Origin of the sequence: Acinetobacter sp. Root1280 (genome assembly GCF_001425285.1) — a bacterium.
In the GTDB taxonomy this organism is placed as follows: Bacteria; Pseudomonadota; Gammaproteobacteria; order Pseudomonadales; family Moraxellaceae; genus Acinetobacter; species Acinetobacter guillouiae.
In genome coordinates this window covers 735,648-756,126 of record NZ_LMED01000001.1, presented here as the reverse complement: position 1 = coordinate 756,126, position 20,479 = coordinate 735,648, and the positions used below count along the sequence as shown (strand labels likewise).

Genomic DNA, 20,479 nt, shown 5'->3' with positions numbered 1-20,479 from the left:
AGTTCACTTTAAATGTTACTTTGCTTTCATATATAAAATTTGTAGACCCGACTTTGAGTTTTAAGCCAATAAGATAAAATCTCTGATACAATTTAAGGGAATTAATCATTAAGCTGAATTATAAATGACATCAATTCTGAAATTAGATGCGCTGAAAAATGCTGAAGTTGCGAGTACGCCTTATCCGTATTTTGTAGTTGAAAATGCTTTAGCTGATAGTGAAGTCCAGGCGGTAATCCAAGACTTTCCTAAAATTGAACAAGGCGGAAGCTTTAACATCGAAGATGTAGAAATTAAGCCTAATTTTGATCGCTTTCTAAAATCATTGGATACACCAGAATTTCGTCAAATTTTAACAGATAAATTTGATGTCAATGTGATGGAACATCCGATGATGATTACTTTACGTGGCTACTCTCGTCAAAAAGATGGGCGAATTCATAGTGATTCAAAAAGCAAATTGTTGACGGTTTTGATCTATTTAAATGAATCTTGGGATGCGCCGAATGGACGTTTACGTATTCTCAATGATGACAACGACATCAATAACTATGTGACTGAAATCAATGCAGGACCAGGCTCACTGGTTGCATTTAAAGTGACTGACAATGGTTGGCATGGCTATATTCCTTATGAAGGGCAACGTCAATCTATTCAAATTAACTTTTTGACTAGCGAAAAAGCCAATGCAAAACATAAGTTTTTCCATGGTTTAAGCGCCAAAATGAAAAAGATTTTTGGATAAAAGCAAAGAGGATAAATTTCGGTTTATCCTCAATTTAAATCGCGAGCTGTCTCAAGTTTTTATCAATATCTAAGGTTCTTATCAATGGATAGCGCGATAGATAGATTCAACAATTATAAATTAATCATTTAAAATCTTATTATTATGTGTGCTAATTTTAAACCGATCAGCTTAATACAAGTTCAGCAGCTTGGCTTACCCGCGATACCTTTCTCTTATGAAGATGAAATATTTCCAAGCTTTCAAACGCCGTTGTTATTTAAATCCGATCAAGGGATGGAATGGCGTTTAGTTAACTTTGGTTTAGTGCCAAAATGGGCTGAGGATAAAGACGCGGCAAAACATACTTATAATGCAAGAAATGAAACACTGATGGAAAAGCGCAGTTTTGTCGATGCTTTTAGCAAGTGCCAATTTGGCGTGATCCCCGTGACAGAGTTCTATGAATCCAAATATATCAATGGTCGACCACAGCGCTGGGGCGTAAGACGTAAAGATGGTCAAGCTTTTTATATTGCTGCACTGTATGAAATTACCCGATTAAAAACCGGTGAAGTTGTACGTTCAGCTTCCATGATCAGTATGGACGCCCACACCCATCCGATGATGAGTGAATTCCATGAACCTCGAACAGATAAGCGTTCGGTGGTAGTCATTCCACATCATCGACTTGATGAGTGGTTGGGCTTACAACAGCCCAATATTTCGAGTTTTATTGAGGGTTTCCCTGTGGCGGAGTTTGAGTGTTTTTATTGCCCCAAAGTATCAAATAACAAAAACTCGCCACAGTTGAACATCTTTGATGAAGAATCTTAAGGATTAATGTGCAAGATTCTTAAAGATGATTTTTAAATTTTCCATGGTTTTTTCAATTTGTAGTGGTGTTAAGCCGTCAAATGACTGTTCAAGTACAACACTCATTAAATCATTAATTTTTAGCGTCATTTGTTGACCAGCTTCTGTTAAATGTACTCGTGTAATACGTGCATCATGTTCACAAGAGTAGGTATCCACAAAGCCTTCCTCTTTTAAGCGATAAACAATTTTAGTCGTCGTCGACATTTTTGAAACGATCATTTCCGAAAGCTCAGAAACACTTGCATCTGGTTTGGCTTCTAAAGCAACTAATAATCGTCGTCTAGAGTTGTCTACCCCATACTTTTTAAGTACGTGATCTAAATTTAAAACATACTGAGAATGAACTTGGCTAATCCAGTAGTATGGGAAATTTTCGATATTAAAATTTTCAGCTGCAGGTAAAAATTTTGCATATTTTTTAGTCATTTAGAGGTCCCTGTTTTTTGTAATTATTGCCATATATTAAGCGGTAATCATATTTTACTTTGAATACTTGAATCAATATGTGATAGATCACTTAATGAAAAAAACAAGTAAAATCGACGAAATGTAAATTTTGCTTGAACCAAACTTAAGTTAAAGTATTCAGTAAAGGCATTGTATAACTGTCTTAAATTAGATAAAAAGTAGTAATACCTTGCGTAAATTTAGTCGCTTCTTCATGCAATTTAGAATGAACAGAGTTCATTCTCTAGTTGTTAGTGTGGAATCGAAAGTTTCAAAACAACCGCAAAGGTTGATTTTATTGAAAGTCATTGAATGTCCCTGTGTCATAGTGGCTCCTCCTACGTATATTTCAGCTTGCTTAAGTATGAAAATTACCAAGAAGATGTTGTTAAAAGCAAGCTTATTAGTTAAAAAAATTAACATCTGATGTTATTTTAACTGAAAAATAAGAAAAATCAACTTGGCTTTACTGTTAATAATTAGGTTTGATTACGTCATAATGGGAATAAATCTAAGTATTTCCTCCCTAAATGCCCATATATCCGATTGAAAATCATTAATTAAATTAAAGCGATTTATACCGTTAGAAGGTAAATAGCATTTAATAACTATAGTTATACACAATTTATATTGAAAAAAGCTAATGACATTTTTGTTAGATTGAGTGAAAAATAATTTGAATAAGATGAATCGGCATCTGTAAAGCATCGAATTGATCATGCGAGGCAGGGATTACTTACAATTCACCCGTATCGCAAGGTTATTCATAAGAAAAATCTTAAATAAATGTAAAATTTTTGTGAAAATTAATTACAACTGCAAGATATTGTGCATAATTAATCTAATTTAGTTGAAAAGGTTTCATTCATGGATCCGTCGTCGTGTAGGTCAAATTTATTTTTCTTCTTATATATTGATAATAATAAGCAGGAGCTCTAATAATGGAATTTTTATTAGACCCTGGAATTTGGGTTGGTCTTTTAACCCTAATTGTTTTAGAAATTGTACTGGGTATTGATAACCTGGTCTTTATCGCCATTCTTGCAGATAAACTTCCTCCTGAACAACGAGACAAAGCACGTATTATTGGCTTATCTTTAGCCTTAATTATGCGTTTAGGCTTGCTGTCTATTATTTCGTGGCTGGTCACATTAACCAAGCCTTTAATCGCTTTTGGCGGGTTGTCTTTCTCAGGTCGAGACTTAATTTTATTATTCGGTGGACTGTTCCTCGTCTATAAAGCCGTCACTGAACTACATGAAAAAATGGAAGGCAAACCTGAGGTTAAAAGTTCAGGTGCAGTTGTTTATGCAAGCTTCTGGGCAGTTGTTGCGCAAATCATCGTTTTAGACGCAGTATTCTCTCTTGATTCGGTGATTACCGCGATTGGTATGGTCGACAATATCTATGTGATGATGGCCGCTGTAACGATTGCTGTGGTTGTGATGTTGATTGCTTCTAAGCCGTTAACCGCATTTGTCAATAAGCATCCGACAGTCGTGATTCTATGTCTAAGTTTCTTATTGTTGATTGGTGTGAGTTTAATCGCTGAAGGTTTTGGTTTCCATATTCCGAAAGGCTATATTTACTCGGGTATTGGTGTGGCAATTTTAATTGAAGCTTTTAACCAATTTTCCAGCCGTAATGTTGAAAAGCATCAGTCGAAAACGCCGTTGCGTCATCGTACCGCAGACTCAATCTTAAAATTGATGGGAAGTAAGCTGGATGCAGATTTATTACAAAGCCCTGAAGCTTTAGCTGCTCAAAAAGCCTTTGGTGATGAAGAACGCTATATGGTTGGTGGTGTATTGACACTTGCTGAACGTTCAGTTGCCTCAATTATGACGCCAAGAAATCAAATTTCGTGGATCAATCTTGAAGATGATGCGGAAAGTATTCGTCAGCAAATCTTGGCTGTACCACATAGTTTATTCCCGGTATGTCGCGGACAATTGGATAAAGTGGTTACGGTTGTACGTGCTAAAGAGTTAATTGATGTATTGGATGAACCAGAGCAATTACAAGCCTTGCTTAAACGTAGTCGTCCGATTTTTATTTTTGAAAAAATGAAAGTGATTGATGCTATTCATACTTTAAGAACGTCTAAGGGTTCTTTGGTCTTGGTGAGTAACGAATTTGGTAATATCCAAGGTTTGATTTCTCCGTTGGATGTGTTTGAAGCAATTGCGGGTGAATTCCCAGATGCAGATGAACAGTTAGAGTTGATCAAACTGAATGATACAACGTGGAAAGCATCAGGTATGCTTGACTTGTATCAGCTTGAGCTGGAACTTGGCATGTTGGATCTAGTTCAAGAAGACTCAGGTTACTTTAGCGTAGCAGGTTTGATTTTAGACAAGACTCAAGGCGAAGCAAAAGTAGGCACTCAGATTGAACAAGAGGGCATTTGGTTTGAAGTCATCGAAATGGATGAAAATCGGATCAAGACGGTAAAAATTACCCGTCCAGAGCAATTTTCGTAACTGTTTTACGATTAAATCGCAAGCAGATATAAAAAACTAAAAAAATGCCTCATTAATGAGGCATTTTTTTTGAATAAAAAGAGCACTTAGATAGGATTACTTATCTAAGTACTTAAAACTAAAAATTAATTTAAAATATTTTGTGCCATTGTTGGCCATAAATTTTGATGTGACTTCTTAAACATTAACATATGACCAATGGCTTTATGGCCTGTATCTTTCGGTTTAAGCTCTATCATTTCTGTGGTGGCTTTTGGATACAAGCGAAGTAAGTCTTTGACATTGGCTTCTGTAGCGATCTCATCATCCGATGACCAATACACCGTAATTGGGCATTGAATTTCGTTGTGATAGTCCTCGAAAATCGTTTTACCTATAGCGTTCATCACATAACCGGGTTTACTGCAAAATTCAGCCCATTGTTTTGCAACATTTTTGGGTAAATTTTCTCCCATGCCTAAAAACTTGGTTGCGCCATAGCCTTTGACTAAGCTTGAAACAGGGAAGATCATTTTAAACATGACAGGCGCCATACGTTTGGTTCGCCCTTTAAGTCCTTTTACATGTCCTGTAGAGCCTGAAATTGCAATTACTTGTGCCACTTTCTTGTAATTAGAAACAATGCCTAGTAATTGTCCCCCAGCACTATGACCTAAGAGTATGACTTGTTCTTTGCCTGTTTTATTCAGCAATGTTTCAATAGCAGCAGGAATATCCAGTTGTCCCCAGTCTTGGATACTTGCAGTGGACTGACGAATAGGACCATGTAAAGACTCACCTATACCACGAAAATCGAAGACTAGTACATCTAAACCTTGTTGGGCAAGCCATTCTATAAAATGATGATAAAAACCTTGGGTAATACCTGTTGCAGGACAAACCAAAATAGGCAATTGATGGGTTGATTGTTTTGCCGGATAAAAACGTGCAGTTAAGCTATAGCTATCTGCACAAGTTATGGTTAAATTTTCAAATGTATTCATAACAATTCAATGGGTATGCTTTAATGATTACTTTACATAAGTTCTAAAAAGAAACTTGATGAAAGTATGACTTATGAGTCAAAGGTAATATAAATATTTTAAGCTGTTGGAATTAGGATGTTTTAAATGGATTTAGTGAGTTTAAGTTTGTCGGTAAAGTTAGCTTTAATATTTAGTGGGATTTATCTATGGGTGGGTATGCTAACAGGGGTTTGGAAATATTACCAAATTAGTCGATCAGAAATGGCTCGAGCTCATTATTATGTCGATATCGCACATCGCAGTAGCTTGCTTTATGCTCCAGCCACTTTGATTTTAGCGGTGATGGCCTATTGTTCAAGCTGGACAGAAACCACAAATTTAATATTTGTCTTGATTAATTTATTCTTTTTTAGCTTTTCAATTGCCAGTTATGTTTTGCATGGTTTTTTAAAAGATACGACAAATCAATTCAAAGAACCACACCAATTAGGAACAATGCACTTACCGAAAATATTGTTACGTATAGCAATGCTGTTATTGGTACTCGGGGAGATTGTTGCGACTGGAGGATTATTACTAGGAATGTTTAATACTTTGTTTTAATACTTAAATTTTTATGATTTTCTTATTTAAGATGGATGCATGGCATCCATCTTTTATTCTGTAATCTTCGCGAGTTTACGAGATTTATGATCGACTACATCCCAAACATAGAAGGCAGCAGAAACGACTAATGCATAGGCAAAAAATTCAGGTTTTAAATTGCCTTGAATGAGTCCATGAATAAACAGAGTCACTAAAAGTGCAAGTGTTGTACTTAGATAGATGACCAGTTTTGTATTTGTCTTCAAAGAATTAATGAAGACTTGCTTATTGAAATGTATTGATAACATCCCCATTCCTCCTGTCTGCTCGACAAAAACCACATTGTTTTAGTCTGGATTGGTTTATTCAGTTGTACCATATCTAATTATTATTTCAAGAGCAAATAGCTCTATTATTCAAAATAATTATGACATATTTATTACAAGTGATGATTATTTTATAAAAAATGAAAATATAAGTGATTTTTTTGATAAATGATGTAATTGTTGTTGAAGTAGTGTGAGCTAGTTATCAAAATAAAATACAATAACTGAATAGGTCTTGAAAGTATTTTCGACTAAAGTTGATAAAAATTATGCAATATTTATGCAAAAATCGAAAAAAATGACTATTTTTTCAAAATAATTCAATTTTGGCATGGAGAACGGTTCACTCATTCAAAAAAAGCAACAACGCGACTGAATTTATCTTTGTTGAATTAAAATTAAGTTTTAGTATTTTTAGCCAAATGTTTTTTATACGTAGAGCAAAGCTTGATTTGATCTATTCAGGTGCATTGATCACATGTTTGAAGCACTAAGATGGATCAAAGAACGCTTTAAAAATTGTGTCGCAAACAATAACGGCCTGTGGGGTAAACATGACAATTATTGATCACTGTTAAAATAAGATTTGGGTAAAATCAAATTTTAAGGATGATAATTAAAAAGCTTTATTTTTTAACTTTATCAATTACGACACAGATGATTAACACGATCAATGATGGGATCACCCATGCAAGATTCTGTTCATTTAACGGTAAGTTTTGAATCATCAAAGGTAAGCTGTCTTTAAAGCTTGTGACTTTAATTCCTTCAATAAGACCAAATAAAAATGCAACGCCAGTAACAGGTGCGATAACCGTGGTTGGGTTATTGAATTTACCCCAAAAGAAGCTCAATAGAATGACCACAATTGCGGGTGGGTAAATTGCACTGAGTACGGGAACTGAAAAAGCAATCAGTTTGGTTAAACCTAGATTTGAAATCACCAATGAAAACAACACCAAAATAACCACTAAAACTTTATATGGAATTTTTGTCAGTTCAGAGAAGTATTCAGCACATGCGCAGGTTAAACCAATCGCAGTAACCATACATGCAATAAAAATCAAAGCTGTCAGGAATAAAGAGCCTAAGTCACCAAAAGCATGTTGAACATAAGCATGCAGGATCACTGCGCCATTTTCAGCATTTGGAGCAGCATCATGACTGCCTAAACCAAGTTTAAATAAGCTGAGATAAACCAGCGTTAAACCTACACCAGAAATCAAACTTGCAATAATGGCATATTTGGTTACGAGCTTTTTATCTGTGACACCACGAGAGTGGATTGCATGAATAATCACAATACCGAAAACCAAAGCGCCTAAAGTGTCCATGGTTAAATAACCATTTACAAAACCTTCAGAAACAGGGCTGGTAGCGTAATTGTTGATCGCAGGAGAAATTGAACCAGTCGGGATCAGAAATGCTGCAATACCTAAAATTGCCAGTGCAATAATTTTTAGCGGTGCAAGAATATGACCCACTGTATCCAATAATTTATTTGGATAAAGAGAAACTAAAGTTACAAATGCAAAATAGATAACACTATAAATAAATAATGCTGTACCACCATTTCCAAAGTATGAGGAAAAACCAATTTCATAAGAAACAGTTGCAGTACGAGGTGTAGCAAATAATGGCCCAACCGAGAGATAACACACTACAGTCAGTACTAAGCTTGCGACTTTACCTAAAGGCGAGCTTAAAATCGCAATAGAACCTTCAGTTTTAGAAAGTGCCATAATGGTAATAACAGGTAAGCCTACAGCTGTGACTAGAAAACCTAGCGCTGCGAGCCATACATGTTCACCGGCTTGTTGAGCAACAATGGGTGGAAAAATAATATTACCTGCCCCAATAAATAAGGCAAAGGTCATAAAGCCTAAAGCAATAATATCCTTTGTACGGAGATTAGTCATAAACTGTGGTTGAAAAAGCAAAACAGCGATTTTAGTAGAAATAGCTTATTTTTTGTATTTTATTTTATGGATAATATTCCCGTTTTTTATAAATTTTAACCAATTAGTCATATTGATTATATTTATGTGGATGATTCACAGTTAATTTTCAAAAATTGAAAAAATCAAAATTTTCAAAAAATATAGAATAGATAAAATCATCATATGGAAAGATTATACTTATTCTAAAATTTATGTGTTTGATTTTGCATTTTTATTGAATAAGATAGGCGGTAAATTGCCCTAAACGTATTGAAAAGGCATATAATATTTTTTCACTTTTGCGGACAGATCCAATGAAAGCTTCTACAGTCACCATTAAAACCGAACAAGACCTTGAAAAATTAAGAGTGTCGGGGCGTTTAGCTGCTCAAGTTTTAGCAATGATTGGTGAATATGTGGAGCCAGGGGTGACGACTGAGTATTTAGACGATATTTGCAATGATTTTATTGTCAATACGCTGAAAGTGATCCCTGCAAATATTGGATATTATGGTTATACCAAAACCACCTGTATTTCTCCAAATGAAGTGGTCTGTCACGGTATCCCATCAAAACACAAGGTTTTAAATGATGGCGATATTATCAATATAGATGTTGCGATTATCAAAGATGGTTATTTTGGTGATACCAGCCGTATGTACTATGTAGGTACAGTTAAACCTGAAGCTAAAAGACTGGTTGAAACGACTTATGAGGCAATGGTGGCTGGGATTCATATGGTCAAACCCGGTGCAACACTCGGGGATATTGGTCATGCAATCCAACAAGTTGGGCAACGTGAAGGTTATACGATCGTTCGTGAATATTGTGGTCATGGGATTGGTAAGATTTATCATGAGCAACCTAACGTATTACATTATGGTCAACCCGGACAGGGCTTAGTGCTTAAAAAGGGTATGGTTTTTACCATTGAACCAATGATTAATGCGGGGAAATCCAGTGTCAAAGAGCTGAAAGATGGCTGGACTGTGGTTACTGCGGATAAGTCATTGTCAGCACAATGGGAACATATGGTTGCTGTCACAGATACAGGATTTGAATTGCTTACACCTTGGCCTGAAGGTACTGGCAACTACCCTGAGATTTAATCTTTAGAATTTGGTCTAATGAATGAATTATGATCGGCGATTTATTGTTTTTTTATCTTTGAAAATGAGATTTTTCTCACTTTATTTACTGGGAATGTGGTTCTTTTAGGGGATGTTTTCGGTTGAGAAATATCCAATAAGTGTTTTTAAGTATTGGTTTAAATATTAACCAATCGCTAAGATAGCTTCCAGATTCTCGCTGTAGTTTCTATTGTTGTTTCAAGCTTTCTAGCTTACCCATCCTAGGGTAAGCTTTTTTTTGTCTATCGCTTCTCGATTTGCTTTGATTCGATGATTGAAAATTTAAAATAAGATGAATGAGCCTCCATTCATCTTATTGATCAGAATGCTATTTTTTAAGTTTGAAGTTTAAAATAAACGAAACAGCGAAGCCAAATAGGAGTCCCCAAAAAGCGGAACCAATCCCAAAAAACTGAACACCTGATGCACTGAATAAGAAGGTGAGCAGTGCGGCTTCACGATCTTTGACTTCATGAAATGCAATTGCAATATTATGGCTAATCGTACCAAACAAGGCGATTCCTGCTAATGCTACAATAAAAAGATGTGGAAAAGACATCAATAGACTTGTCAATGTTGCCGCAAATAGCCCCATCAAAATATAAAAGAAACCACAGCTCATGCCAGCAATATAGCGCTTCGCAGGGTCTGGGTGAACTTGGTCATCCAGACTGACAGCAGCACTGATTGCGGCAATATTCACGGTATAACAGCCAAATGGTGCAAGCAAAGTCTGCGCTGTACCTGTCCAACCAATAAGTTGGTTAACATGGGGTTTATAGCCATAACTTTTAATCATCGCAATCCCTGGTAAATACTGAGATGCCATATTGATTACAAATAAAGGCAGTGCCAATCCGAGAATTGCAGACCATGTGAACTCAGGTGTCATCCATACTGGTTTTGCCAATCCCCACTGTAAGGTTGGAACATGAAACTCCATAAAAAATGGACAAATGATAATTCCTGCGATCACGGTAATCACAATACAATAACGAGCCCATAGCCGTTTAGTGACGATATAAACCGCCAAAAGGCTGAGAATAAATGCCCAGTCGTTTTGCATACTGGCAAATAGAGCAATACCAAATTTGAGTAATACACCTGCCAGCATGGCACTGGTCAAACTCTGAGGAATATACGAAATAATTTTTTCAAATATGCCTAAAAAGCCTAGTGTGGCGGTCAGTAAACCACTCACTAAGAAAGCACCAATGGCTTCATAGAGTGAGTAGCCGCTGGCAGTGGCAATGATGAGTGCAAGTGCAGCGGTTGACCATGAGGTGGCAACAGGATATTTGAATTTCCAAGAAAGAATTAATCCTGAAAGACCTATACCTAAACCGAGTGCCCAAAACCAAGAGGTAATTTGTTCAGGGTTTGCGCCAAGTAATTGAGCCGCTTGTATGACGAGTACAGCCGAAACACTGATACCAATTAAGAAGGTAATGAAACCTGCAAATACAGCAGGTATAGAGAAGTCTTGGAGTAACTTTTGCATGATCCCTTGCTTTTAAATTTGATTGAATGGTTGAAAATGCAACCATCATACATGGATCATTTTAAAGCTTATAGGGTTAATTGGAATTAAATAGCAAAAGGAAAAATAAAATTGAATAAATTCTCATTTTGGGAGAATTTGGCTTTTTTAATCTAGAACTGTTTTAGTTGAAAACAATGTATAGATAAGCTGTCAAAAAACGCTGACACAAGAATATAATTTCCCTTAATGAGTATTTATAATCAAATCAATTACATGGAAAAATAAATTATTTGATTATAAAAAGCTTGCAATGCCACACCTTACATTCAAAGTTTAAATAGCTTTGCGTAGGCGATGCCTCACTTTTCGTAGGGGATGCCAAACCTTGCGCTGCAAACAAAGCAGTGCTTTGTTTTTGCTCATGTTGAGCGAGGGGTACGTCCTGTACCCCCGCCCAACGGCGACATCCATGTCGCCCCACGATAGGATCACCATCTAGAATTAAAACTAAAAAAATGAATTAATAACCAACAGTTTCTAAAAGTTCATACAAAACATAAACTTCATTTATGCTCAATGACTTGATGCAAATCATTTGTATGAATAATTATGCGGTTTGACTATAGATTACCCATTGATAAAGATTAGATATTGCCTTGAATAGAAAGCGCAGTTTATCCAAAAGAACGATCCAAAAAGAATGCTTTAATCGGGAGATTTATTGAGCTAAATCAGCTTACATCGTTGAAACAGCAAGCTTTATTCCAAAAGCACAGAACAGTAAGCCTACACAAGCAACACAACCTGCAGCAATTTTGTAGCGTGTATTGAAAAAAGTGGCGAGTTTAACGCCTGAGAAGATCAAGATCGTCAAATAACTCATACTGATGATTTGCAGAATCACTGAAAGTGCCGCAAAACTTAAAGCAGGGTAAGGGTAATCAGGGTCGACAAACTGAACAAAGAACGAGAGATAAAATAAAATTGCTTTTGGGTTGAGTAAGCTAATGGTTAGTGCTGTTCGAAATGGATGGAATTGTTCGTTAGTTGTGGTATTCGATGTATTTTTTTGCAGCGTTTGTGGTTTGCTTTGCCAAGTTTTGATACTTGCGATCAGTAAACGAATACCGAGATAAGACAGATAGCTTGCACCTACAACTTTGAGAATGATAAATAACCAAGGAAAGGCGTGTAGTAAAGAGGCAGCACCTAAAACAGTGCAGAGAATCAGGATTAAATCTCCTGTAAATACGCCTAAAGCACCGATATAGCCCGTTTTAATTCCAAATCGAGAGGCAATTGACATCACATACAATGAGTTAGGACCGGGTAAAATGACGATAAAAATAGTCCCAAGTATATATGTCACAATATCGGTAATACCAAACACAACATTCTCACTGTATAAGAAAAGCGAAATAAAAAAGCCGAGTGTTTATGATAACAAACTCGGCTTTAGAGTGTGAGCGATTTTAGTGCAATTTTAACCAAAAGCGCATCTACAATTTAGATTTATATAAATCATTCTAAATACATAGATTAGTCAATAAAATCAGCATCTAGGCCAAAAGATTGACGCAATAATAATGCAAGTTGTTCACGCGCTTTGATAAAACCGTCAATCCCGCTTTGCAATAATTGGAATGCCATTAAATCAGCTTCCAATTGTTGTTTAAATTCTGCTTTAGAGATCTCTTGATGTTCTTGAGCAGTCTGATCAGTGTCTAAGCTGAGTTGAGAAACAACATGACGTTGATCATTGTTCAATTTTTCAAGCAGACCCGGTGCAACGGTTAAAAGGTCGCAACCTGCTAAACCTAAAACTTGGTCAATGCTACGGAAGCTTGCGCCCATCACTTCAGTTTTGATTTGATGTTGCTTGTAGTAATGATAAATTTGTTTAACAGACAATACGCCTGGATCTTTCTCAATTGGATAGCTTTCTACATTTTCAGCTTTTTTAAACCAATCTAAAATACGACCGACAAATGGAGAAATCAAAGTAACATTGGCATCTGCACAGGCTTTGGCTTGGTGTAAACCAAAAAGCAGGGTTAAGTTACAATGAATACCTTCTGCTTCAAGTACTTTCGCTGCCTGAATACCTTCCCATGTAGAGGCAATCTTGATCAAAATACGGTCTTGGTCGATCCCATATTCTTTATACAATGCAAGTAGCTCTTTAGCCTTGGCAATGGTTTCTTCGGTATTATAGGAAAGGGCTGCATCCACTTCTGTTGAAACACGACCTTCTACAATATTTAAAATTTCGACACCCAATTTGACGGTGAGAATATCGATGGTGCGTTCGACGAGTGCATCTAATTCATAACCTTCTTTTTTTGCTTGAGCATAGGCATCTTCAATCAGCTCACGACTTTCAGGCTGTTGTGCTGCTGCTGTAATGAGTGAAGGGTTAGTCGTTGCATCCAAAGGGCGAAATTGTTGAATTGCGTTTAAATCACCTGTATCAGCAACGATAGTGGTTAAGCGTTTTAATTGATCTAATGCAGATTGTGTCATTACCGATTATTTCTTAGTTAAAATATTTGTGATTTATTTATAACACAATGCGATTTGAGCAAAACAGGAAAATGTACTGAAAGGCCTATTATTTTGTATGAATTCTTTGATTTCGAATGTGATTAATCAAAAAACGAGCAGCTGAGCCTAAGTTGCTCTCACGACTCCAGACTAAGTCGACAAAATATTCAAATTTTGGTGTGAAATCGAGCAAATCTAAGATTTTTAACTTATGTTTGAGCTCTGGATTTTCATTAAACATTTCTAAGGGAAGTACCCCCCAACCCAGTTCTTTTAAAATTAAAGCACATGCTGAGTGGTGATTGTCAGTACGCCAATAGTTTTTAGAATAGAGTAATTCGGGTTTAATGGTTCGATCACGACTTGCCACGACAATTTGTCTGGATTGTAGGATTTGTTCAAAAGTAACTTGTTTATGTGCTGATAATGGGTGATGAATAGCTGAAACAGGAACCAAGGCTTCTTTTTTAAATTCGACAAATTGCTCACGGCTTTCAAGTATTTCACGTTCAAACATCAATGCCAGTTGTGCCGTCTGATTCATCAGCATTTTCAGCGCATCTTCTTGTGGTGCTGAGAAGATATTAATTTCTAAAGTTGGAAAGTGCTCTCCCAGCAGTGCAATGTATTCAGCCCAGTCTGTATGCAATAATTCTGAAACCACCACGATATTTAATGAGGATTCCAAGCCTTCGCTAAGCGCAATCGCTTGTTGTTTCCACTGATTCATTTCTACCAGCAGTTGTTCAGTTTTTTCATATAAGCGTTGAGCTTGAGGTGTGGGTATTGGTTCACGCCCTACACGATTAAAGAGTTTTAGATTTAAGTCTATTTCCAAGTTGGCGATAGACATACTGACAGCGGAGGGAACTTTGCCAAGCTGTCGTGCTGCTGCTGAAAATGAACCTGTTTCCATCACCGTTTTAAAGATGGTGAGTTGTTCTTGGTTGATATTCATGCGCTTGGCACCATTATGTTTAGTTTTTCAGTCTTTAAATTTACTCCAATTCACGCAACCTTTCAATAAAATTGAAAGAACCTGACTCGATTGATCAATATTATAAAAATATAATGCAACCATCGAATCAAGAAAGAGTAGTTTTAAATGATGATTTCCAAAAGAAGGGTTATTCATGCATTAAGCTATGAAGTCATCCTGTTGGTGATCATAGCGATTGCATTAAGTTTTATTTTTGAAGTGCCAATGGAAGTTACCGGCGTATTAGGTGTTGCAATGGCTGTGACTTCAGTGGTTTGGAATATGGTTTTTAACCATTTCTTTGAGCAATTTGAACGTAAGAGAAAGCTTAAACGTACCATTGGTGTACGTATTTTACATGCCATTGGTTTTGAGGGTGGTTTGATGTTAGCCACGATTCCAATGGTTGCTTACGCAATGGATATGTCTTTGTGGCAAGCAATTTTATTGGATTTCGGAATGACCACCTGTATTTTGGTTTATACCTTTATTTTCCAATGGTGTTATGACTTGATTGAAGAGCGTATGGGGGCAAAACCTGTACATTCTTAATTAAGCCTGCAATGCATTTATTTTAAATTTTAGTGAAAATTTCAAATGTGTTGCGATAGAGATCCCCTTAGTTTTATTGAAAAGTAAGGGGATCTTTTTTATAAAAATTTAATTAAATTAATTTTCTGGAAAAATTGTTTGATTATAAAAAAACTGCAATGCCACACCTTACATTCAAAGTTTAAATAGCTTTGCGTAGGCAATGCCTCACTTTTCAGAGATGAAAAGTGACAAAAATCTTCTGTTTGACGAGGGGTACGTCCTTTACCCCCGCCCAACGGCGACATCCCTGTCGCCCCACGATAGGATCACCATCTATGATTCAAAAGTACAAAAATGAATTGATAATCAATTGTTACTCAAAGTTCATATAAAAACATAAGCTTCATTTATGATCAGTTGCTTGATAGAAGTCACTTGTATAAATAATTAGGTGGTTTGACTATAAGGAATAAAAACTAGGTAAAACATAATCAATAAAGATAAAAAACCGTTACACGATCACAGCTCAGTTTAAACAAACTTTTGCAAAAGATAATTGGAATTCAATTTGTTTTGTAAAATTGTTCGCCTACAATAGGGTCTGTTAACATTTCATAAATGGCTTGCGTTGTAGGCTAAAATTGAGCAGGCAAGGCATGAAACGAAGAGAATAGCGAGACTATTTTCGAGTTTCATAACACAGACTGAGATAATTTTAACCACAACCCTTCGGGACTAGAGTTTTTTTGTCGCTACGTCGTTACGAACTACTCATTTAGCTGACTAAATTTCGTATTTCGTGCCTCGAATCGTTTAAAAAAACTCGTTGTCGCAAACATAGAAGAAGTGTCAACAGACCCTAATAAATTCAATATATATAAGAGATGGATTGAGGCAAACAAATATGGTGCAGACAGTTCAGGAGCAGCTGCCACATAGACACCAGCTTGCTGCTCAAGAATTACTTCAGGTTTCAGCAAATTTAAATAAGATTTATCTTGATCAATTTGACTATTTGTCCGAGATTACTGCGCACAACTTTTTCCAGTTTGATCCACAACAGCATAAATTCAGTCTGGCAAATCAGTTACTCAATATCTATTTTGATGAAGAAAAGGGTTTAATTTTTGATTTAAATTTTGAAAAGTTACCGCGTTCTTTAGAAAATAAAATCAATATCAATCGTTTTGTTCAATATTTCTCTGAAAATATTTATTTTTATACAACAAAATATCATGAGATACATCCAACTGATTTAAAGACCAAAGCCCAAATCATCCGCCAAACGCTGATTGAGCAGGTTTTCGAGTGGGTGGATGGTGAAAATCGGGTAGAGCAGTATTTATATAATATTAGTGAAGCAGATGCAGAGCGTATTGATCAAATTTTGCTGCACTATGAATATTTTGATTATCCTTATGTTTCTGATTTTGCCAAATATGGTAAAGCGATTCCTTTAAGTGTTGAAATTAACATTAAGCATTTAGTGCTGATTAATTCTGTATTGGGTCAAGAGTTTTTACCGATTCAGTCATTGCTACCCAAATTTCAACAGGCCATTTTTTCTTTAGATCAGTTTATTCCAGCGCATTATTTGCGTATTTTAAAGATTTTCCACCCAGAAACATTACGCTTACATGAACTCAGTCAGTATTTTGCAAGTTATCAATTACTGGCTGTACATGCTCAAGAACAACCGCAAATGCTTGCTTATGCAAAATATATGAAACGGGGCTTTTGGCAATATCAGGATTTATTGAGCAAGCAGCACTTTTTACAAAAAGATGCTGAATATTGGGAACAGGATCAAGTTCCACAATTTCCAATTTGTAGCCTTAAGCGCACTGCAAATTGGCTATTTAAACAAGATGAACAGGTCAATGATTGGATTAGTCGACATATAAAGGATCCCAATGTCAGGATCACGATCACAGCATTAAGTCTGATTGATACTTCAAAGATTTATCCTGAAGTCACTATAAGTGTTTTAAAGTATTTTAAAAATATTGCAGCGCGGCTATTTTTAATTGAATGTCATTCCTTTGCAATTACAAATGAATGGCAAAATCACCAAAAGAACAATCGTTATAGTTTTTTAAAAACAGAGATTGAAAATAAATCGAATAAGAAAATAATTTCTAATTCTTATTTATATATCGAAGAATGGTTGGATTTCGCTGCGTTGATGTTGGCGGATCAACCACAGACGTATAAAAAAATATACCTTAAGATAAATCGTATCATTCAAGCATTTATGCTGTTTGTACAACACATTGCTCAGGGCTTGCCCACGCAACTGATTAAGTTTATTGATCCGCAACGACAACAACATGCTGAATTTTTTATTCAGTTGCAAAAGCACAATATAACAGTCGATGATTTCCGTAAAAAACTGAAACACATGCAGATTGGTCGTGCATCTAACCATAGTATTTATGACAGCTTTGTTTTGGACTATGTGATGCATTTATTTAATGATCATCACGATATAGAGCGGAATGTCACTTGGTCTGGTCTATATCAACAAGCACAGCGTTGGCATCAACATCATTATTTTGTTGATACCTTATCAACACTTAAAGAAAAAATAGATGTAGAGCATTGGGATCGCGTTGCACCAATGCAAAAGATTTATTTTGAAGAGTGGTGCTATGAAGAACTGAATAGCCTAAAACGAATTATTCAAGAGTCGTTGGTGTTTAAACACTGTTTGGCATTGTCCTATTGTGCGCGGATTGTAGATCGTGAATATGTAGCATTTCATGTATCGAAAGTTGATGATGCGACTCAGGAAATGACTTTGGGTTGTTATTATAAATTAGGACGTTTGGTCTTTGATCAATTGCGTTTACCCAATAATCATATTCCTGATGAGTTTTATATATTGAAAGCTCAAGCTTTTATTGATGATGTAAATCAGCATTTAAAATGGAAAAGCAGTATTCAACCCAATGAAGAATTGGGGAATTTATAGTTTGACGCAGATCATTTTTGAGTGAGCGACTTGGCTTTAATTCACTTTTCATGATGCATTTGGCTTAACTTTTTATGCAAAAATCGTTAGGCTATAGCCGTCCCATCCTGTTTAGGTAATTCAAGGCTGTTATGAAACAAGAAACTGCACTCAAACTTATGAAAGCGGGTGAAAATGTCTTTTTGACTGGATCTGCTGGTGCAGGAAAAACCTATACGCTTAATCAGTACATCAATTATTTAAAAGCACGCAAAGTCCCTGTTGCAATTACAGCATCTACGGGGATTGCAGCAACACATATGAATGGCATGACGATTCATACTTGGGCAGGCATTGGGATCAAAGATACGCTGACTGATGATGATTTAAAGCGTATGAAAGAGCGTAAATACTTAAAAGAGCATTTAGAAAATGCCCAAGTCTTGATCATTGATGAAATCTCAATGTTACATGCCAAACAGCTTAATTTAGTCAATCAAGTTTTAAAATATTTTAAAGAATCTGATGATGCTTTCGGTGGTATTCAAGTAATTGCGGCTGGTGATTTTTTTCAGCTGCCGCCTGTAGGAAAAAATAGCGAACTAAATCGAGATAAATTTTGTTTTATGTCAACCGCTTGGGTTGAAGCAAAATTTCGTGTTTGCTACCTGACAGAGCAGCATCGTCAAGATGATTCGGCATTGAATGATGTACTCAATGCGATTCGTGCCCAGAATATTCAGCCACAGCATATTCAAGCGCTACAAGATACCCGTAATCAAGACATTGGTGATACCTACACACGTTTATATACCCACAATATGGACGTGGATAGCATCAACTTTCAGCATCTCAATGCGATTGAAGGCGATGATCATCAATTTGTAGCGGTCACAGATGGTAATGAAAAGCTGATTGAGACATTGAAATCTTCTGTACGTGCACCTGATGAGTTGACGCTTAAAAAGCATGCCAAAGTCATGTTCGTTAAAAATAACTTCGATATGGGCTATATCAACGGTAGTTTAGGTGAAGTCATTGGTTTTGAAGAAGACGATGAACTGGGAATGTTGCCTAAAGTCAAAATGACCGATGGTACAACCTTATTGGTTGCGCCAGAAACATGGTCTGTTGACAATGAAGGTGGTAAAACCATCGCCAGTCTACAACAAGTGCCATTACGGTTAGCTTGGGCGATTACTATTCATAAATCACAAGGGATGACCTTGGAAGCCGCGGAAATCAACTTAAGCCATACCTTTGAAAAAGGTCAGGGTTATGTGGCTTTATCCCGGCTTAAATCGATTCAAGGTTTAAGATTATTGGGTTTTAATGATCAGGCGTTGGAACTGGATAGTCTTGCAATTAAAGCAGATCGCCGTTTTCAAGAGTTATCCAATGAAGCCGAAGTGCATTATGCAGATTCAGACTTAACCACACAGCACAATGCCTTTATTCGTCATTGTGGCGGGACGTTAAATACCACTGAAATTGAACGTAATGAAAAGAAGCTGGCGCGTAATAGTGGTAAAACCAATTATGCTTCGGCAACACTTGATGAAACACGTGAATTGTTTGAAAGTGGCTATGAGATTCAGGATATTGCGGTTGAACGTGGATTAACTCCTGCGACGATTATCAATCATTTGGCTCGTTTACATCGAGAACAAGGTTTAGATATCTCGATTGCAAATCCCGGTGAAGAAGTTGTAGAAAAAATTCGTGTGATTTATAAAAAATTAAAGAAACGCCAAGATCCAAGTCATTTTAATGATGATGGTGCGATTAAATTGCGTCCAATCGTTGATTTAACCAGTCCCAAAATGGGCTATGATCAGGTACGTTTGGCATTGTTATTTGTTGAGTGATAGATGTTTTTAGTGATGAATTAATGGCTAAATTTGAGAAAAAGTTATTAAGTCCACGTTTAGCTATTTTGTCTAAATGCAAATATTCTAATAGTTATAATCTCTGCTTTCAGTTGTGCCCATTTTATTATGCGCATGAATTGATAGATTCAAATATTTCTTTTGAAGGGTTGGAGCTACCATCTCCATTTTTAAAAGATTTGCTTGGGTTGACGTTGGTTTTTGATGAAAATGAATGTGATGCATTTAATGGGTGTTTTACCATTAAAAGTATCCACAATCCTGTCGATTTATACCAATTGGCATTTATTGAAAGTCGTGACGGTTATCTAAAAGTGATTGCGAAAATCAAGATCGATTTTGAGTTTGAGCAATTTGATGATTTTGAAAATCTAGAATTGGTGATCAATGCTACTGTTGCATCTCAGATCTTATGATTCAATCGTTTTAAGTGAAAAAGAATGAATTAACACAGATGCTTATTGATGATTTTGTTAAGGTCTATCAATAGAATACAATAGATGTCGTGCTTTGAATGAGATAAAGAACCATAAAGCGCCCTAGTCCAGAAATGTTTCATCTCATGGTTATTCATATTCTAAAATTAAAGTGAATTTCAGCATCGTATAGCTGTGTAGT

General features: G+C 36.1%; 17 protein-coding genes. 9 read left to right on the top strand and 8 right to left on the bottom strand.

Annotation, left to right across the window (positions count from 1 at the left end; genetic code table 11):
• The first annotated feature begins 124 nt into the window (after positions 1–124).
• Positions 125–745 (top strand): 2OG-Fe(II) oxygenase, encoded by a 621-nt coding sequence (locus tag ASC84_RS03595; protein WP_056511794.1) that lies wholly within the window; start codon positions 125–127, stop codon positions 743–745.
• Positions 746–889: 144 nt separating this feature from the next.
• Positions 890–1,561, top strand: a complete 672-nt coding sequence (locus ASC84_RS03590) for an SOS response-associated peptidase (RefSeq protein ID WP_056511792.1) — start codon at positions 890–892, stop codon at positions 1,559–1,561.
• Between the two features lie 3 nt (positions 1,562–1,564).
• Here the strand turns inward: ASC84_RS03590 and ASC84_RS03585 are convergent, their stop codons facing one another.
• Positions 1,565–2,029 carry a MarR family winged helix-turn-helix transcriptional regulator gene (locus tag ASC84_RS03585; protein WP_004719627.1) on the bottom strand — a complete coding sequence of 155 codons (465 nt, stop codon included), beginning with the start codon at positions 2,027–2,029 and terminating at the stop codon, positions 1,565–1,567.
• A 962-nt stretch (positions 2,030–2,991) separates the two neighbouring features.
• Here ASC84_RS03585 and ASC84_RS03580 point away from each other — a divergent pair.
• Entirely contained in the window at positions 2,992–4,533 is a 1,542-nt protein-coding gene (locus ASC84_RS03580) for a transporter associated domain-containing protein (RefSeq protein ID WP_004719629.1), read from the top strand.
• 125 nt (positions 4,534–4,658) lie between these two features.
• Here ASC84_RS03580 and ASC84_RS03575 read toward each other — a convergent pair whose 3' ends face one another.
• A complete protein-coding gene (locus ASC84_RS03575; protein ID WP_056511789.1) occupies positions 4,659–5,516 on the bottom strand; it encodes an alpha/beta fold hydrolase in 858 nt (285 codons plus the stop codon).
• A 126-nt stretch (positions 5,517–5,642) separates the two neighbouring features.
• Here ASC84_RS03575 and ASC84_RS03570 point away from each other — a divergent pair, with 126 nt between their 5' ends.
• Positions 5,643–6,101 (top strand): hypothetical protein, encoded by a 459-nt coding sequence (locus tag ASC84_RS03570; protein WP_056511786.1) that lies wholly within the window; start codon positions 5,643–5,645, stop codon positions 6,099–6,101.
• Positions 6,102–6,154: 53 nt separating this feature from the next.
• Here the strand turns inward: ASC84_RS03570 and ASC84_RS03565 are convergent, their stop codons facing one another.
• The gene (locus tag ASC84_RS03565) at positions 6,155–6,391 is read right to left on the bottom strand and encodes a hypothetical protein (RefSeq protein WP_004719635.1); all 237 of its coding nucleotides are present in this window, start codon (positions 6,389–6,391) and stop codon (positions 6,155–6,157) included.
• 644 nt (positions 6,392–7,035) lie between these two features.
• On the bottom strand, positions 7,036–8,328 hold the full coding sequence (brnQ, locus tag ASC84_RS03560) for a branched-chain amino acid transport system II carrier protein (protein ID WP_056511784.1): 1,293 nt from the start codon (positions 8,326–8,328) through the stop codon (positions 7,036–7,038).
• 335 nt (positions 8,329–8,663) lie between these two features.
• On the opposite strand from brnQ, the gene map reads away from it, so the two are divergent.
• Positions 8,664–9,458: a type I methionyl aminopeptidase gene (map, locus tag ASC84_RS03555; RefSeq protein ID WP_056511782.1), complete on the top strand. Its 795-nt coding sequence runs from the start codon at positions 8,664–8,666 to the stop codon at positions 9,456–9,458.
• 349 nt (positions 9,459–9,807) lie between these two features.
• Here map and ASC84_RS03550 read toward each other — a convergent pair whose 3' ends face one another.
• The 4 genes from ASC84_RS03550 to ASC84_RS03535 form a co-directional block, all read right to left on the bottom strand.
• Complete coding sequence (locus ASC84_RS03550; protein ID WP_056511779.1) at positions 9,808–10,980, bottom strand: benzoate/H(+) symporter BenE family transporter; 1,173 nt, start codon at positions 10,978–10,980, stop codon at positions 9,808–9,810.
• 718 nt (positions 10,981–11,698) lie between these two features.
• Positions 11,699–12,352, bottom strand: coding sequence for a leucine efflux protein LeuE (gene leuE / locus ASC84_RS03545; protein ID WP_056511776.1), 654 nt, complete (start codon positions 12,350–12,352; stop codon positions 11,699–11,701).
• A gap of 149 nt (positions 12,353–12,501) precedes the next feature.
• The gene (gene tal, locus ASC84_RS03540; protein ID WP_056511773.1) at positions 12,502–13,485 is read right to left on the bottom strand and encodes a transaldolase; all 984 of its coding nucleotides are present in this window, start codon (positions 13,483–13,485) and stop codon (positions 12,502–12,504) included.
• Between the two features lie 88 nt (positions 13,486–13,573).
• On the bottom strand, positions 13,574–14,464 hold the full coding sequence (locus tag ASC84_RS03535) for a LysR family transcriptional regulator (RefSeq protein ID WP_034618362.1): 891 nt from the start codon (positions 14,462–14,464) through the stop codon (positions 13,574–13,576).
• Between the two features lie 147 nt (positions 14,465–14,611).
• Between ASC84_RS03535 and aceI the strand changes: the two genes are divergently transcribed.
• The 4 genes from aceI (at position 14,612) to ASC84_RS22600 (ending at position 20,277) form a co-directional block, all read left to right on the top strand.
• Positions 14,612–15,037 carry a chlorhexidine efflux PACE transporter AceI gene (gene aceI / locus ASC84_RS03530; RefSeq protein WP_004822192.1) on the top strand — a complete coding sequence of 142 codons (426 nt, stop codon included), beginning with the start codon at positions 14,612–14,614 and terminating at the stop codon, positions 15,035–15,037.
• A gap of 886 nt (positions 15,038–15,923) precedes the next feature.
• Positions 15,924–17,993, top strand: a complete 2,070-nt coding sequence (locus tag ASC84_RS03525; RefSeq protein WP_056511770.1) for a hypothetical protein — start codon at positions 15,924–15,926, stop codon at positions 17,991–17,993.
• 131 nt (positions 17,994–18,124) lie between these two features.
• Positions 18,125–19,840 carry an AAA family ATPase gene (locus tag ASC84_RS03520; RefSeq protein WP_004822190.1) on the top strand — a complete coding sequence of 572 codons (1,716 nt, stop codon included), beginning with the start codon at positions 18,125–18,127 and terminating at the stop codon, positions 19,838–19,840.
• 23 nt (positions 19,841–19,863) lie between these two features.
• Complete coding sequence (locus ASC84_RS22600) at positions 19,864–20,277, top strand: hypothetical protein (protein WP_105712450.1); 414 nt, start codon at positions 19,864–19,866, stop codon at positions 20,275–20,277.
• The last annotated feature ends 202 nt before the right edge of the window (positions 20,278–20,479 follow it).